Raw genomic sequence first — 15,482 nt, forward strand, 5'->3', positions numbered from 1 at the left:
GGCCGTCGGCGTCCGAGGCCGGGGGGGGGCACGCGTGCGGGCCGTGCGTGCGGGCTCTCTCGCCGCCGGGCCGGCTCAGCCCTCGAGGACCTCGGCGGCCGCGAGCCACTCGGCCTCGAGGTCGTCCTTCTCGGCCTCGGCGGCCGCGAGCTCGCGCCCGAGCTCGACGAGCTCGCCGACGCGGGCGGGGTCTGCGGAGACCTCCTCCATGCGGGCGTGGAGGCGCTCGACGGCGCGGGCTGCCTTGTCCATGCGCCGCTCGACGCGGGCGAGGTTCTTCTGGGCCTCGCGGCGCTCAGCGCCGGTGAGGCCGCTCGACGCGGAGCCGGGCGCGCCGTCGGACGGGGCGCCGCCCCCGGCCGAGGAGCCGGTCGCCCGAGGGGCGGGGCCCCCGGAGCGCTCGGCCTCGGCGGCGCGGCGCAGCTCGAGGTACTGCTCCACTCCCCCGGGCAGGTCGCGCACCGAGCCGTCGCCCAGGAGCGCGACCTGGTGGTCGGTGACTCGCTCGAGGAGGTAGCGGTCGTGGGAGACGACGACGAGGGTGCCGGGGAAGGAGTCGAGGATGTCCTCGACGGCGGCGAGGGTGTCGGTGTCGAGGTCGTTCGTCGGCTCGTCGAGGAGCAGGACGTTCGGCTCGGTCATGAGCAGCCGCAGGAGCTGGAGGCGTCGGCGCTCGCCGCCGGAGACCTCGCCCACGCGGGTCCAGGCGCGCTGGCGGGTGAAGCCGAGGCGCTCGACGAGCTGGGCGGCGGTGAGCTCCTTGCCGCCCACCATGACGTGCTCTCCGACCATGGCGACCGCCTCGACGACCCGCAGGTCCGTGAGGGCGTCGATCTCGTGCGTGGACTGGGACAGGGTGGCGACCTGGACGGTCTTCCCGCGCACGACCCGACCCTCCGTCGGCTCCTGGACGCCCTCGAGGAGGCGCAGGAGGGTCGTCTTGCCGGCGCCGTTGACGCCGACGACGCCGACGCGCTCGCCCGGGGCGAGGCGCCAGGTCACCTTGCGCAGGACCTCCCGCTCACCGGCGGACGGGTCCGCGCGGTGGAGCGGGTAGCGGACGGTGACGTCCTCGAGGTCGAGGACCTTCTTGCCGAGGCGGGCCGTGGCCATGGCCATGAGCTCGACGGTGTCGCGCGGGGGCGGCACGTCGGCGATGAGGGCCTCGGCGGCGTCGATGCGGAAGCGGGGCTTGGAGGTGCGGGCGGGGGCGCCGCGGCGCAGCCAGGCGAGCTCCTTGCGCAGGAGGTTCTCGCGCTTCTCGGCAGCGACGGCGGCCTGGCGGGCGCGCTCGGCGCGGGCGAGGACGTAGGCCGCGTAGCCGCCGTCGTAGGTCTCGATGGAGCCGGGCACCTGGGGGCGGCCGTTGCCGGGGTCGACGCCGGGGACGACCTCCCAGACGTTGGTGCAGATGGCGTCGAGGAACCAGCGGTCGTGGGTGACGGTGACGAGGGCGCCGGTGTCGGCGCGGCGGCCGGCGAAGCGGGCGCCCAGGTGCCGGGCGAGCCAGTCGACGCCCTCGACGTCGAGGTGGTTCGTGGGCTCGTCGAGGATGACGACCTGCGCGTCGGCCGTGAGGACGGCCGCGAGCGCGACGCGGCGCCGCTGCCCGCCGGAGAGGGTGGCCACCTCGGCATCGAGGTCGAGGTCGGCGAGCAGCCCGGCGTGGATGTCGCGCACGGCCGGGTCGGAGGCCCAGGTGTGCTCGGGGGCGTCGCCGTGGACGGCGGTGCGCACGGTGGCGCGGGGGGCGAAGTCGTCGGTCTGGGAGAGCATGGCGACGCGGGTGCCGCCGGCGCGGGTGACGCGGCCGGCGTCGACCTCGCGGGCGCCCGCCATCGCGGCGAGCAGCGTGGACTTGCCGGCTCCGTTGGGCCCGAGGACGCCGACGCGGGTGCCGTCCTCGATGCCGAGGGTGACGTCGTCGAGGAGGACGCGCGAGCCCACCATGATGCGGATGGACTCGAGCCCGATGAGGTGCGCCATCAGCCCACCGTCCTCGCGCCGGCCACGGGGGCGTCGGCGCGCACGGCGGTGCCGACGAGCCCGGAGGCGGCGAGGGCCCGGCTCACGCGCACGGCGGTGCCGGAGCTGGGGACGAGGCAGGCGACGGCGGGACCGGTGCCGGTCACGAGGGCGCGCAGGGCGCCGGCGGACTCGGCGAGCTCGATGACGTCGCGGACGCGGGGTCGCAGGGCGATGACGGTCTCCTGGAGGTCGTTGCGGAGGGCGGGTGCGAGGGCGGCGGGGTCGCCGGCGCGCAGGGCCGCGGTGAGGGCGGCGGAGGGCTCGTCGGTGGCGTCGCCGGCGGGCTCCGCCCCGGTGCGCGCGGCGTGCTGGGTGAGCACCTCGGCGGGGTCGAGGTCCTCCTCGGGCAGGGCGAGGACCCACTGGTAGGCGCCACGTGTCATGAGGGGGCTGAGGTGCTCGCCGGTGCCGTGGGCGACGGCGGTGGCGCCGGTGACGGCGAAGGGGACGGCGGGGTCGAGGCGCGCGCCGATCTCGGCGAGCTCGCCGGTGCTCAGCCCGGTGCCCCACAGGGCGTTGCAGGCGAGGAGCGCCGCTGCTGCGTCGGCGGCGCCGACGGCGAGCCCACTGCCGAGCCCAGCGCGGCGGCGCAGGAGGAGGTCGACGCCCTCGGTGACGTCGAGCTCCTCGGCGAGGAGGCGGGCGGCCCGTGCGGCGGGCTCCTCGGCGGCGGCGTCGGCTGGCGCGGTGCCGGGCGCAGCGGGGGCGTCGTCGTCGCTCAGGGTGACGAGGCCGTGGGCGTCGAGGCTCTGGCGGCGCGCCGTCACCGTCTCGATGAGGCGGACGGCCTGGACGACGCCGCTGAGCACGGGGCCGCCGTCGTCCGCGGTGCCCGTGACGCCGTGCGTGAGGGTGACGCGCACGGGCGCCTCGACGCGGACCTGGGTCGCGGAGCCGGAGCGCTGCGGGACGGCGGCCCCGCCACCGGGGACGGCGCGCAGGTGGGTCATGCTCCGGTCTCCTCGTCGGCTGCCGGGCCGGAGGCCGGTTCAACGGCTGACGGGGTCAGGTGCTCGGCGAGGGCCGCGAAGGCGGCGACGTCGAGGCGCTCGCCGCGCAGGCTCGGGTCGATGCCGGCGGCCCGGATGGCGGCCTCGGCGGCATCGGGGCTGCCGGCGAGCGGCGCGAGGGCCTTGCGGAGGGTCTTGCGGCGCTGCGCGAAGGCGGCGTCGATGACCGCGAAGACCTGCTCGCGGGTGGCGGTCGTGGACGGGGGCTCGCGGCGGTCGAGCTGGACCAGGGCGGAGTCGACGTTGGGGACGGGCCAGAAGACGGTCCGTCCGATGGTGATGGTGCGGCGCGCGTCGGCGTACCAGGCGGCCTTGATGCTGGGGACGCCGTAGGTGCGCGAGCCCGGTCCGGCGGCGAGGCGGTCGGCGACCTCGGCCTGGACCATGACGGTGACGGACTCCAGCGAGGGCAGGGCCTGGAGGAGCGTGAGGAGGACGGGGACGGCGACGTTGTAGGGCAGGTTGGCGACGAGCCGGGTCGGCGACGCGGCGACCTCCGCGAGGCCCAGGGCGGCGGGGCCGTCGATGGTGAGGGCGTCGGCGGCGACGACGCGCAGGCGGTCCGCGGCGTCGGGCATCCGGTCGGCGACGGTGACGGGCAGGGCGCGGGCGAGCGGCGGGTCGATCTCGACGGCGACGACGCTCGCGCCGGCCTCGAGGATCGCGAGGGTGAGGGAGCCGAGACCGGGTCCGACCTCGAGGACCGTCTCGCCAGGCTGGACGCCGGCGGCGCGCACGATGCGTCGGACGGTGCCCGCGTCGTGGACGAAGTTCTGTCCGAGGGTCTTGGTGGGGCGGATGCCGAGGGCCTCGCACAGCGCGCGGACGTCGGCGGGGCCGAGGAGACCGCCTCCCTGGTCCAGGGCGGGCCCGGCGGGCGCGCCGCCGTCGGGGGCGGTGGAGGGGGGCTCGGACATGGGGCCAGGGTAGCGGGCGGCGAGCGTCGCCTCCGCGCCCGCTCGGACACGGCCGGTCCGGGTCCGGCCCGTCAGCGTCCGGCGCGGGCCGGCTGGGCGATCTCGACGTCGTGCCCGTCGGGGTCAGTGCCGATGACGTAGCGGGTGCCGGTGCGGGGGCGCGGCTCGTAGACGGTGGAGCCGTCGGCCGCGGTGCCGCGGTTGACGGGGTGCGGGTCGTCGACGTAGAAGGTCCCGGCCGTCACCTCGTCGCGCGTGGCGACCTGGCGGAGCGCCTCGCCGTCGACCCACAGCTGCTCCGGGTGGGCGGCCATGCCCTCCTTGGCGGGGTCGGCGTTGACGGTGCAGACGTCGCAGAAGCGCACCATGTCCTCGTCGGTGGTCCAGGTGCCGTCATCGTTCGCCGTCCACGCGGTCACGGGGTCGGCGCCCGTGAGGACGGGGAGGGTCCCCGGGGCCGCCCCGAGGGTGACCGGGCGCTCGATCCACAGCGCGCCCTCCCGGTGGGTGCCGGCGCCCACCTCGACCGTGGCGTCAGCGGGCGCGGCGCCAAGCGCGGCGGCGATGGTCGGGTAGGGGCGCGCGGCGCGGTCCGGGCCTCGGTGCGGTCACGAATCGCGCCGGACGCGCGTCGCCCGCCGCCGGCGGGTGCCGGGGCGGGCGACGGGGTGCTGCGGGCGCGGGTCTCAGAGGAGCCCGAGCTTGGAGGCGCAGCCGGGCCACTGGCCCCAGCCGGCCTGGGCCTGGAGCTTCTGGGCCATGGCGGTCTGCTCGGCGGCGCTGGCATCGGAGGGCAGCCCGGAGCCGCCGAGGGCCTGCCACGTCGACAGGGTGAACTGGTACATGCCGTAGAAGCCGTTGCCGGTGTTCGTCGTGGGGTTGCCGCCGGACTCGCACTGGGCGAGCTGGGCCCACACGCCGGAGGCGGAGGCGGAGGAGCTGGACGACGAGCTCGACGAGGACGACGAGCTGCTGGAGGTGCCGGAGGAGCTGCTCGTCGAGTCGCCGGAGGCGGCCTGGGTGGCCTCCTCGGTGGGCTCAGAGATCGGCTCGACGTAGGTGCCGACGAGGACGACCTCGTCGACCTTCGCGGTGACGACGACGGTGGAGACGGCCTCCTTGGAGACCTCCTTCCCGTCGATAGTGGTCACCTGGTAGGTCGTGCGGGTGACGCCGTCGACGCCCTTCGTCTCGACCTTGGTCTCGCCCTGGGGCAGGTCGTCGGTCTCCTTGGCGACCGTGCCGTGCGCCTGGGTGGTGTCCTCGGTCGTGGTGGAGACCTCGGCGTCCTGCCCGCCGATCGTCAGGCCGGCGCTCGTGGCGGAGGCGGTGGCGCTCGCGCCGCCGATCGCGTCGAGCCGGACCTGGCTCTCGCTGAGCGGGGCGTTGGTCGAGCCTCCCGTCTGGACGGCGGCGAAGGCGCCGCCGGAGACGAGGAGCGAGAGAGCCGCGGCGGCGGCCCCGGCGCGGACGGAGGGGCGGTTGAGGAGCGAGGAGTTGATGATGCTCTCCCTGTCGGAGCGGTGCGCCCTTGCTCGACTCGGAGGTTCCGGGAGCGGCGCCTGTCAGGTGGTGGCCCGTGGGCCGCCGATCAGTACCAGTTGGTCGCCTCGGAGTGGGCCCAAGCGGCGCACGGCGAGCCGTAGCGCTCGGAGATGTATCCGAGGCCCCACTTGATCTGGGTGGCGGGGTTGGTCTGCCAGTCGGAGCCGGCGGAGGCCATCTTGGAGCCCGGGAGTGCCTGCGGGATGCCGTAGGCGCCCGATGAGGCGTTCGTGGCCGTGTAGTCCCAGCTGGACTCGCGGTTCCAGAGGCTCACGAGGCAGGAGAGTTGGTCGTCGCCCCAGCCGTACGAGGAGAGCATGGACCTGGCGATGGTCTGCGGGTCGCCCGAGGTGGCGACGGCGCTCGAGGTGCTGTCCGTCGAGGCGGTGGTGGTCTCCTCGACGTGGGTGCCGACGAGGACGACCTCGTCGACCTTCGCGGTGACGACGACGGTGGAGACGGCCTCCTTGGAGACCTCCTTCATGTTGACGGTGGTCACCTGGTAGGTCGTGCGGGTGACGCCGTCGACGCCCTTCGTCTCGACCTTGGTCTGCCCCTGGTCGAGGGAGTCGGTCTCCTTCTTGACGGTGCCGTACTTCTCCGTGGTGTCCTCGGTCTTGGTGGTGACCGTGGTGGAGTCGCCGGCGACCGTGATGCCGGCGCCCGCGGAGGCGGTCGGGCCGGCGGTGGCCGCGGTGTCGGCGCCGAGGGCCCCGATGCGGGCCTGGGTCTCCGTGAGCGGGGCGGCGGACTCGCCGCCGGACTGGACGGCCGCGTAGGCGCCGCCGGAGACGGCGATGGACAGGGCGGCGGCGATGCCGCCCGCGCGGTACATCATCGGGGAGACCCCGCCCTTGCGCGCCTTCGGCGCGGCCTCGGCGCGGTGGCTGGAGGCGGTGTGCTGGCTCCGGGTGACGAGCGCCTTCAGCTCGGCGACGTTCGAGCTGGCGGTGCTGCGCTGGGAGTGACGACCCACGATGAGCTTCCTAACGGTTGGTGAACTGGAGGCACGCTAACGGACCCGCGGGTTCCGCATCAATGCGCCAGGTCACAGAATGGTCACCCAGGTGGACGTGATACGAGCCCCGTGCGGGTGCGGTGCGGCACAGACGGGGCCTCCGACCGTGTCCCGCGACGCGCTCCCGTGCTCGGTCACCAGGCTCCGTAGACCTCCTGGGAGGTCCGCTGTAGCCGCTCGCAGAACGCCCGGAGGTCGGCACCGCGCTGCTCGGCGAGGAGGCGCACGGTGTCCGCCATGAGCCAGGAGCCGTTGGGGCGTCCGCGCCAGCGCTTGGGAGGCAGGTAGGGGGCGTCGGTCTCGACGAGGAGGAGCTCGTCGGGCAGGCCCGCGACGGCGGCGCGCAGCTCGCCGTTGGCCGGGTAGGTGATGGGACCGGCGAGGGAGGCGTACCAGCCGTGCTCGGTGCAGGCGACGGCGAGCTCGGCTCCCCCGCTGAAGCAGTGGAGGACGGTGCGCTCGGGGGCACCGTCAGCCTCGAGGACCTCGACGCACTCGCGGTGGGCGTCGCGGTCGTGGATCTGGAGGGGCAGGCCGAGCTCCTTGGCGAGGGCCACGTGGGCGCGGAAGGCCTCGCGCTGGACGGCCTCGCCGCGCTCGCCCGTGCGGAAGAGGTCCATGCCGGACTCGCCGACGGCGACGACGACGTCGGAGTTCTCACGGATGAGCGCCTCGAGGCGGCTCATGGCCTCGTCGAGGGGCTCGCCATGGTGGGGGCGGACGTCCGGGTCGAGCCCGTCGGGGCCGACCTCGCGCACCCCGGCGTGGAGGACGGCCTCGTTGGGGTGGACGGCGAGCGCGACGCGGACGGCGGGCAGCTCGCGGGCCAGGGCGATCGAGCCCTCCCACGTGGGGGTCTCGCAGGCGGAGGTGATGAGCCCGGTGACGCCGACGGCGGCGGCGCGCTCGACGAGCTCGGCGGCGGTGAGCGGGGCGTCGGAGCCGGGCCCGTCCTCCGGAACGCCCGGGACGGGCAGGTGGGTGTGGTCGTCGGTGACGGCGGCGGGGAGGGGCTCGACGGCGGCGGCGGGCGGCCAGGAGCGGTCGCGCTTCTTGTGGCTCAAGGTGCGGCGGTCCTTCCGTGGTGGCGGTCCGGGACGGCGCCGCCGCCGGTCGCACCGGGTGATCCGGGCGGCCGACGGCGGGCTGGGTGGGGTGGTGGGCCGGCTCAGGCGCCGGTGACGTCGTCGGGGGCGGAGTCGGCGTAGCGGGCGAGCTCCTCCTCGACGATGGCCTCGTCGAGCTTGACGAAGACGGGCTTCGGCTTGGCGATCGGGGTGCCGACGACGACCTCGTGGCGCTCCCAGGTGGGGGCGGTCGTGTAGTCGCCGGTGATGATCGGGTACTCGCTGCGGCCGTCGAAGGCCTCGGGCAGCACCTCGGGGTCGAGCTCGGGGACGATCTCGACGCGCGGCATCGGCGCCACGGTCCCCTCGCCGCCGAGGACGAGGTTGACGTCGTTGGCGGCGTGCGGGAGGAAGGGCGCGAGCATGAGGTTGAGGTCGGCGATGACCTGCGCGAGCGTGTGCAGGATGGTCGCCAGGCGCGGGAGCTGTTCCTCGCTCTTGAGCTTGAAGGGCTCGGTGTCCGCGACGTACTTGTTGGCCTCGCCCACGAGGCGCATCGCCTCGGCGAGGGCGGCCTTCTGACGGTGGTGGCGGATGAGGTCGCCGACGGCGGAGAAGCCGGCCTCGACGGAGTCGAGGAGGAGGCGGTCGATCTCCTCGAGCTCTTCGGGCTGCGGGATCTCGCCGAAGCGCTTGTGGATCATCGAGGCGGTGCGGTTGACGAGGTTGCCCCAGCCGGCGACGAGCTCGCCGTTGGTGCGGCGGACGAACTCCGCCCAGGTGAAGTCGGCGTCGGCGGTCTCGGGGCCGGCGGCGGAGATGAAGTAGCGCAGGGCGTCGGCCTGGTAGCGGGCGAGGAAGTCGCGCACGTAGATGACGATGCCGTGGCTGGAGGAGAACTTCTTGCCCTCCATGGTGAGGAACTCGCTGGAGACGACCTCGGTGGGCAGGTTGAGGACGCCCATCTCGCCGGGCTCGCCGCCCTTGGAGCCCTGGCCGTTGTAGCCGAGGAGCTCGGCGGGCCAGATCTGGGAGTGGAAGACGATGTTGTCCTTGCCCATGAAGTAGTAGGACAGGGCCTCCGGGTCGCTCCACCACTGGCGCCAGGCCTCGGGGTCGCCGCTGCGGCGGGCCCACTCGATGGAGGCGGAGAGGTAGCCGATGACGGCGTCGAACCAGACGTAGAGGCGCTTGGTGGGCTGGTCCTCCCAGCCGGGGATCGGGATGCCCCAGTCGATGTCGCGCGTCATGGCGCGGGGGCGGATCTCCTCGAGGATGTTCTTGGAGAAGCGGATGACGTTGGGGCGCCAGGTGCCGGAGGCCTCGCGCTCGTCGAGCCACTCGCCGAGGGCGTCCGCGAGCGCGGGCAGGTCGAGGAACCAGTGGTTGGACTCGACGAACTCGGGGGTCTCGCCGTTGATCCGGGAGCGGGGGTTGATGAGGTCGGTGGGGTCGAGCTGGTTGCCGCAGCTGTCGCACTGGTCGCCGCGGGCGCCGTCGGCGCCGCAGATGGGGCAGGTGCCCTCGATGTAGCGGTCGGGCAGGGTGCGGCCGGTCGAGGGGCTGATGGCGGAGCGGGTGACCTGCTCGATCATGTAGCCGTTGTCGCGGACGGTGCGGAACATGTCCTGGACGACGCGGTAGTGGTTGCCGGCGGTGGTGCGGGTGAACAGGTCGTAGGACAGGCCGAGGGCGACGAGGTCGTCGACGATGAGCCGGTTGTTGCGGTCCGCGAGCTCGCGGGCGCTCACGCCCTCCTCGTCGGCGGCGACGAGGATCGGGGTGCCGTGCTCGTCCGTGCCGGAGACCATGAGGACGTCGTGGCCCGCCATTCGCATGTAGCGCGAGAAGACGTCGGAGGGGACGCCGAAGCCGGCGACGTGACCGATGTGGCGGGGACCGTTGGCGTAGGGCCAGGCGACCGCGGACAGGATGTGGCTCATGGTGCTCACCCTAGTCGCTCGGGGCTGCCCCCCAGGTCCCTCCCCCGTATGGTGGGAGCGGCACGCTAGCGCCGTGCCGCGAAGCGCACCGCACGACCCAGGCAGGAGCGACCCATGAGCACCGGCACCCCCTACGCCGCCCCGTGGTCCCCGGGAGCGCCGGCACCGGCGCCGAAGGGACGGAGGGGCCCCGTCGTCCTCATGGTGGTCGGCGGCGTCCTCGTCATCATCGCGGTCATCGCCTTCGTCGTCTCGATCGTCTCGGTGACGCGGGCCGCCACCTCGCTCGAGCGCGTCGCGTCGGGCCGGGAGACCTCGCTGGAGCTCGAGGGCGCGACGGTCTACGGGGTTTACGCCGACGACGCGGCGACCTGCGAGGCCACTGCCCCGGACGGCTCGGCCGTCGAGGTGAGCGAGTCGACGGCCTCGGTCACGGTCAACGGGCACCCGGTGCAGGAGAGCCTCATGACGGACTCCGCGGGCACGTACACGATCACCTGCACGACGACGACCGGCAACCCGGTTTGGGTTGGCCGGCTGCTGTCGGTCTCCGGCGTCGTCTCGGGCACCCTGGTCGCCACGGGCGCGGTCTTCGGCGGGATCTTGGGCGTCGCCCTGCTCATCGCCGGGGTCATCTGGTTCTTCGTGCGCCGCGCCCAGGACGAGCGGATCCGACGGTCGTGGGGCGCTCCGGGCGCGCCCGTGACGCGGTGAGCCCCGTGAGCGGCGGGAGCGCGCAGCCGGGCCCCGTCGGCCGCCCCGCGGGCCCCGCGCCCGGGCTGGCACCGGGGGCGGGCGAGGACGCCGCCCTGCCGTCGCTGACGGCGCCGCGGGCGCTCACCGCGGTCGGCTGCGCCCTCCTCGTGCTCGGTCTCGTCCTCTTCGTCTACTCGATGACCTCGGCGCCCTCGGTCGTGGCCTCGGAGGCGCGCGACGTGCCGACGGACGGGACCACGACGAGCGTCGACCTCAAGGCGGAGGAGGTCTACGGCTTCTACTCCCAGGACACGGCGCTGCGGTGCACGGCGACGGGTCCGGACGGGGAGGCCGTCGAGGTGACCGACCCGATCGCCCGCAGCCAGTCGAAGCCGCCGCAGGTCCTGTCGATGACGACGCGCGGTGCGGGTCCCTACTCCGTGTCCTGCGAGGGGACGCGGGCGGCGGTCCTCAACACCGCGGAGGTCTCCCCCGCCCGGCGCCGGGCTGAGAACGTCTTCGTCGTCTCGGGTCCGACGATCATCGTCGGTCTCGTCTCGGCCGTCGCGGGCACGGTCTGGCTCGTCGTGCGGCGCCGACGGCGCGCGGTGGCCGTCGTCTCGCGTCTGCAGTCGGGGCTCGGCGCGGACGCCGCCCCGGCCGCGGTGCGTCCCTACGGGACGCCGTGGTCGGGTCAGTACCCCGTGCCCGGACAGGCCCAGCAGACGGGTCAGGGTCGGCGCCCCGGCCAGGTTGAGCAGCCCGGGCGGGCCCAGCGCCCCGGCACCGCGCCCGCGGGCGGCTACGGGCTGGCGCCGAAGCAGGTCGTCTACCGTCCGTCGCCGCCCTCGGGGGGCTCCGACGGGAACAGGCCGCGCGACTGAGTACGCCGCGCGGGCTCCCTCAGGCCTCGTTCGAGGCGACGAGGTCGACGCCCGCTGCCGTGAGCGCCTCGCGGGCGGCCGCGCCCTGGTCGGCGCTCACCGGTGCGGTGAGGTCCGTGAGGACGCGGGTGCGGTAACCGAGGCGCTGCGCGTCGAGCGCGGTGTCCTTGACGCAGTGGGACTCGGCGAGGCCGACGGCGTCGACGGCGGTGACGCCGGCGGCCCGGAGGAGCTCGTCGAGTCCCTGCCCGTCCTCGGTGACGCCCTCGAAGCCCGAGTAGGCGGCGGCGTACTGGCCCTTGCGGACCGCGGCGTCGGCGTGGAGATCGGCGAGCGCCGGGTGGAGCTCGGCCTCGGCCGTGCCGGCGACGCCGTGCGGCGGCCAGGTGTCGGCGTAGTCGGGCTGCTCGGAGAAGTGGTCCCCGGGATCGATGTGCCAGTCCTGGGTCGTGACGACGAGGCCGTAGCGGTCCCGGTGACCTGCCACGTACCGGGCGACCGCCTCGGCGACGGCGTTGCCGCCCTCGACGGGGAGCGCCCCGCCCTCGCAGAAGGTGGGCTGGACGTCGACGACGATGAGGGCTCGTGCTCCGCTTGAGGCTGCCATGCCGGGAGTCTAGACCGGCGAGGTTTCAGGCGGACGATGCGGACGGCCCGCGGCGCCCGGCGGACCGTCAACGCCGGGCCGGGCCGGGCGGCGCGGCGGGGCGGAGCCCTCAGTCCTGGCGGCCCTCGCGCAGGGCGAGCGCCGCCCGGTACACCTCGTTGGTGCGCAGACCGGACTCCTGGGCGACGCGGGCGGCGGCGGCCTTGAGGCGCAGTCCCTCGTCGGCGAGGGCGAGGGCCTCACGGGCGGCCTCGCGGGGGTCGGCGCTGCGGGGCTCGGCCCCGGCGACGACGAGGACGATCTCGCCGAGCTCGCCGTCGGCGGTGGAGCCGACGAGCTCGCCGAGGGTGGCGCGGCGGACCTCCTCGTGGGTCTTGGTGAGCTCGCGGCAGAGGGCGGCGCGCCGGTCCGCGCCGAAGGCGGCGGCCATGGCTGTGAGGGTGGCGTGCACGCGGCGGGGCGACTCGAAGAAGATGAGGGTGCGGCGCTCGTCGGCGAGCTCGGCCAGCGCCCGCTCCTGCTCGCCGGCCTTGCGGGGCAGGAAGCCCTCGAAGCAGAAGCGGTCGGAGGCGAGCCCGGACAGGGCGAGCGCCGTGAGGACGGCAGAGGGGCCGGGGGCGACGGTGACGGGCACGTCGGCCTGCGTGGCGGCGACAACGAGCCGGTAGCCGGGGTCGGAGACCGAGGGCATGCCGGCGTCGGAGACCATGAGGACGCTGGCGCCGCCGCGCGCGGCCTCGATGAGCTCGCCGGCGCGATCGCGCTCGTTGTGCTCGTGGAAGGCGAGGACGCGTCCGGGGATCCGCAGCCCGAGGCGCTGGGCGAGGTTGAGCACGCGCCGCGTGTCCTCAGCGGCGACGACGTCGGCGTGGGCGAGGGCGGAGCGCAAGCGGGGCGACGCGTCGCCGGTGTTGCCGATGGGGGTGGCGGCGAGGGTGATGGTGCCGGGGCGGGGTGCGAGGTCCGTGCCGTCGGCGTCCGCGGTCGGGACGCGGGCCCCGTCGGGTGCGGGGGCTGAGTCGGAGGGCGTCGGCGTGGTCTCAGTCATGGGGCCAGTATGGGGACCCCGAGGGGCGCCCGACCTAGACTCGCCAGCGTGATGGATCCCAGTGCACCGTCGGCGAGCTCCGCGGACGAGGGCCTCGAGCCCGACGAGACCACGAGCGCGCGGGGCGCCGGCCCCGCGACCGCCGACCACGCCGCCTCCTCCCGGCACGGCGCGCGCTCCGAGGAGGAACGGTCCGCCGTCGACGCCGGCACGGTGCTGGGCGCCGACGGGCCGGGTGAGGTCCGGAGGTCTGAGGACGGGTGGCGCGAGCGCCTCGGGCTTCGTCCGCGCGGCGCCGTCGTCACGGCCGCTGCGGCCCGGAACGGGTGGATCGCGACGCTGCTGGCCACGCTGGTGGCCACGCTGACGCGCTTCATCGACCTGGGGCACCCGCACTCGCTCATGTTCGACGAGATCTACTACGTCAAGGACGCCTACGCCCTGTGGCACAACGGTTACGAGTCGACGTGGAACGAGGGCTCGGACGCCCTCTTCGCCCAGGGCGACTTCTCGGGCCTGACGACGCAGGGGAGCTACGTCGTCCACCCTGAGATCGGCAAGTGGCTCATCGGCCTGGGCGGCCAGATCTTCGGTTGGGACTCCTCCTTCGGCTGGCGCTTCATGCCGGCCCTGGCCGGCGTCCTCACGGTGCTCCTCCTGTGCCGCCTCACGATGCGGCTCACACGCTCCCCGCTCCTGGTGGGCCTCGCGGGCCTGTTCCTCGCGATCGACGGCGAGGCGATCACGGAGTCCAGGATCGGGCTGCTCGACATCTTCATCGGCTTCTTCGCGACGCTGTCCGTCTACTGCCTCGTGCGCGACCGCGAGTGGTTCCGTGAGCGGCTGGCGCGCAACGCGGCCCGGGCCGACGGCGAGCGGCGGCTCCGGACGTGGTTCCGCCCGTGGCTCCTGGCGACCGGGATCAGCCTGGGCCTCACCTGCTCGATCAAGTGGTCGGGCGCCTACCTCCTGGCCGCGATCGGCATTCTCGTCGTCTGCTGGGACACGACGGCGCTGCGCGCCGCAGGGCGGCGCTCCTGGGCGCTCGTGGGGGTCCTGGGCCGGGGGGCGGTCGACTTCCTCCACCTCGTCCCCGTCGCCTTCGCCGTCTACGTGGCCGGCTGGTTCGGCTGGTTCCTGCACCCCGCCGCCTACGACCGGGGCTGGGCGCAGGGTCTGCGCGCCGCCGGCGAGACGGTCCCGCGCTCCTGGCTGCCGGACGCGCTCAACGACCTGCTCGAGTACCACCTGTCGATGTACCACTTCCACGTCACGCTCGACTCGACGCACCCGTACATGTCCCAGCCGATCGGCTGGCCCGTCCAGTGGCGTCCGACGTCCTTCTACTGGCCGAGCGACGCGGAGATGGCCGGCGCGCAGTGCGGCTCGGACCGCTGCATCCAGGCGATCACCTCGATCGGCAACATCCCGGTGTGGTGGTCGGCCCTCGTCGCACTGGTTGTGCTCATCGCCTTCATGGTGCTGCGTGACCGCGACTGGCGGGCCTGGGCCGCGCTCATCGGCTACGTCGGCTTGTACCTCCCGTGGTTCAACTACACGCACCGGACGATCTTCACCTTCTACACGGTGGCCTTCGTGCCCTTCGTGGTGCTGTGCCTGACGCTCGTGCTGGGCTCGGCCGCGGGGCTCCTCGAACCCGTTCCGGGCACTGCCCGAGCCCGGGAGGAGGCCGAGGCACTCGAGGCAGGCCGCCTGGGCGAGGGCCGCCCTGCACCGCGCGGCGCCGTCTCCCAGTACCTGGGCTTCGGCCTCAATCCGTCGCGAAGCAGGCTCCCCGCGTCGTGGACCGGCGTGGCCAGCTGGAGGGTCCGTTCCGAGGGCCTCTGGCTCACCGTCATCGTCCTGGCGGCGGCGATCCTCTTCGCGATCCTCTGGTACCCGATCTGGACCGGTCAGACGGTCTCCTACGACTTCTGGCACTGGCACATGCTGCTGCCCTCCTGGATGTAGGCGGAGCTTCCACCACGGCACGAGGGGGCCGGGTACCGACATCGTCGGTACCCGGCCCCCTCCGCGTGCCCAGCAGGCACCGTCGACCGCCGCACCCCGCCAGCCTGCGCCTCGCCCGAGCCTCCCAGAGCAGGGCGTCAAGGCCGAGAGTGCCCTCCCTCGTGGCTCCACGCCCCCTCGCCGACCTTCTCGGGGTCCCGCACCTCCACCTTGCTCGTCCCCCGAGCTGCCGCCCTGTGCTGACGGCGGCACCGACCTCCGCTGCCGAACGGCCATGAGACCGTCTGCAGCGCCGAGCCCGCGGGGTCTCTCCGTCCCCGGACGACCGCGGCGGGATGAGCCCAAGCGATCGCCTTCTCCCCACCTGCGAGTGCTCTAGGGCCCGGCGGCCTGCCCCGCGGCCTGAGAGCCGTCCCCCACAGCCGGCGGCGCGGAGCTCGCCCTGCCCCCGTCGGGAAATACCGCACCCGCCGGCAGTCTGCCGTCTGACAGCGCATCGCCATCAGGGTACGAAACACGCCAGAGGGCGTGGTTCCCGCAGATCAATGCGGGGACCACGCCCTCTGGACTCAACGTGTGTGCTCGGCGGTGTCCTACTCTCCCACACCCTAGCGAGTGCAGTACCATCGGCGCTGGGAGTCTTAGCTTCCGGGTTCGGAATGGGACCGGGCGTGAACCCTCCCGCTATGACCACCGAGACGACCAAGCAGGCAACACACGGTCGTCGGAGAAAATCACTATCCAACAT

General features: G+C 74.2%; 13 protein-coding genes and 1 rRNA gene. 3 read left to right on the forward strand and 11 right to left on the reverse strand.

Annotated features, from left to right (window positions below; genetic code table 11):
• Positions 1-75: 75 nt before the first annotated feature.
• From AXF14_RS02995 to metG, 8 genes are all read right to left on the reverse strand, one after another.
• Positions 76-1,986: an ABC-F family ATP-binding cassette domain-containing protein gene (locus tag AXF14_RS02995; RefSeq protein WP_067940754.1), complete on the reverse strand. Its 1,911-nt coding sequence runs from the start codon at positions 1,984-1,986 to the stop codon at positions 76-78.
• Positions 1,986-2,978 carry a GHMP family kinase ATP-binding protein gene (locus tag AXF14_RS14695; protein WP_067940756.1) on the reverse strand — a complete coding sequence of 331 codons (993 nt, stop codon included), beginning with the start codon at positions 2,976-2,978 and terminating at the stop codon, positions 1,986-1,988. The genes AXF14_RS02995 and AXF14_RS14695 overlap by 1 nt, the downstream gene beginning before the upstream one ends.
• Positions 2,975-3,955 (reverse strand): 16S rRNA (adenine(1518)-N(6)/adenine(1519)-N(6))-dimethyltransferase RsmA, encoded by a 981-nt coding sequence (gene rsmA, locus AXF14_RS03005; protein ID WP_067940759.1) that lies wholly within the window; start codon positions 3,953-3,955, stop codon positions 2,975-2,977. Before rsmA ends, AXF14_RS14695 begins: the two co-directional genes overlap by 4 nt.
• Before the next feature lie 71 nt (positions 3,956-4,026).
• Complete coding sequence (locus tag AXF14_RS03010) at positions 4,027-4,476, reverse strand: VOC family protein (protein ID WP_067940760.1); 450 nt, start codon at positions 4,474-4,476, stop codon at positions 4,027-4,029.
• A 165-nt stretch (positions 4,477-4,641) separates the two neighbouring features.
• Positions 4,642-5,460 (reverse strand): resuscitation-promoting factor, encoded by an 819-nt coding sequence (locus tag AXF14_RS14330; RefSeq protein ID WP_084355313.1) that lies wholly within the window; start codon positions 5,458-5,460, stop codon positions 4,642-4,644.
• 86 nt (positions 5,461-5,546) lie between these two features.
• On the reverse strand, positions 5,547-6,476 hold the full coding sequence (locus AXF14_RS03020; protein WP_067940763.1) for a G5 domain-containing protein: 930 nt from the start codon (positions 6,474-6,476) through the stop codon (positions 5,547-5,549).
• Positions 6,477-6,652: 176 nt separating this feature from the next.
• Positions 6,653-7,582, reverse strand: a complete 930-nt coding sequence (locus AXF14_RS03025) for a TatD family hydrolase (protein ID WP_067940764.1) — start codon at positions 7,580-7,582, stop codon at positions 6,653-6,655.
• Between the two features lie 104 nt (positions 7,583-7,686).
• A complete protein-coding gene (metG, locus tag AXF14_RS03030) occupies positions 7,687-9,528 on the reverse strand; it encodes a methionine--tRNA ligase (RefSeq protein ID WP_067940766.1) in 1,842 nt (613 codons plus the stop codon).
• 114 nt (positions 9,529-9,642) lie between these two features.
• Here metG and AXF14_RS03035 point away from each other — a divergent pair, with 114 nt between their 5' ends.
• Positions 9,643-10,242, forward strand: coding sequence for a hypothetical protein (locus AXF14_RS03035; protein WP_067940768.1), 600 nt, complete (start codon positions 9,643-9,645; stop codon positions 10,240-10,242).
• On the forward strand, positions 10,239-11,108 hold the full coding sequence (locus AXF14_RS03040) for a hypothetical protein (RefSeq protein WP_150118403.1): 870 nt from the start codon (positions 10,239-10,241) through the stop codon (positions 11,106-11,108). The genes AXF14_RS03035 and AXF14_RS03040 overlap by 4 nt, the downstream gene beginning before the upstream one ends.
• Before the next feature lie 19 nt (positions 11,109-11,127).
• On the opposite strand, the gene AXF14_RS03045 is transcribed toward AXF14_RS03040, so the two are convergent.
• Both AXF14_RS03045 and rsmI read right to left on the reverse strand, forming a co-directional pair.
• Positions 11,128-11,715, reverse strand: coding sequence for an isochorismatase family protein (locus AXF14_RS03045; protein ID WP_067940772.1), 588 nt, complete (start codon positions 11,713-11,715; stop codon positions 11,128-11,130).
• A gap of 109 nt (positions 11,716-11,824) precedes the next feature.
• Positions 11,825-12,763, reverse strand: a complete 939-nt coding sequence (gene rsmI, locus AXF14_RS03050) for a 16S rRNA (cytidine(1402)-2'-O)-methyltransferase (RefSeq protein WP_067940774.1) — start codon at positions 12,761-12,763, stop codon at positions 11,825-11,827.
• Between the two features lie 51 nt (positions 12,764-12,814).
• Here rsmI and AXF14_RS03055 point away from each other — a divergent pair, with 51 nt between their 5' ends.
• Entirely contained in the window at positions 12,815-14,734 is a 1,920-nt protein-coding gene (locus AXF14_RS03055) for a dolichyl-phosphate-mannose--protein mannosyltransferase (protein WP_067940776.1), read from the forward strand.
• Between the two features lie 580 nt (positions 14,735-15,314).
• Here AXF14_RS03055 and rrf read toward each other — a convergent pair.
• Positions 15,315-15,432 (reverse strand): 5S ribosomal RNA (gene rrf / locus AXF14_RS03060).
• Between the last annotated feature and the right edge of the window lie 50 nt (positions 15,433-15,482).

The organism is Actinomyces radicidentis, from assembly GCF_001553565.1.
GTDB lineage: Bacteria > Actinomycetota > Actinomycetes > Actinomycetales > Actinomycetaceae > Actinomyces > Actinomyces radicidentis.

What these genes read in the sequence shown, in the direction of transcription:
- AXF14_RS02995 (WP_067940754.1), bottom strand. Translation starts at nt 1,986, where the DNA reads ATGGCGCACCTCATCGGGCTCGAGTCCATCCGCATCATGGTGGGCTCG.
- AXF14_RS14695 (WP_067940756.1), bottom strand. Translation starts at nt 2,978, where the DNA reads ATGACCCACCTGCGCGCCGTCCCCGGTGGCGGGGCCGCCGTCCCGCAG.
- rsmA (WP_067940759.1), bottom strand. Translation starts at nt 3,955, where the DNA reads ATGTCCGAGCCCCCCTCCACCGCCCCCGACGGCGGCGCGCCCGCCGGG.
- metG (WP_067940766.1), bottom strand. Translation starts at nt 9,528, where the DNA reads ATGAGCCACATCCTGTCCGCGGTCGCCTGGCCCTACGCCAACGGTCCC.
- AXF14_RS03035 (WP_067940768.1), top strand. Translation starts at nt 9,643, where the DNA reads ATGAGCACCGGCACCCCCTACGCCGCCCCGTGGTCCCCGGGAGCGCCG.
- AXF14_RS03045 (WP_067940772.1), bottom strand. Translation starts at nt 11,715, where the DNA reads ATGGCAGCCTCAAGCGGAGCACGAGCCCTCATCGTCGTCGACGTCCAG.
- rsmI (WP_067940774.1), bottom strand. Translation starts at nt 12,763, where the DNA reads ATGACTGAGACCACGCCGACGCCCTCCGACTCAGCCCCCGCACCCGAC.
- AXF14_RS03055 (WP_067940776.1), top strand. Translation starts at nt 12,815, where the DNA reads ATGGATCCCAGTGCACCGTCGGCGAGCTCCGCGGACGAGGGCCTCGAG.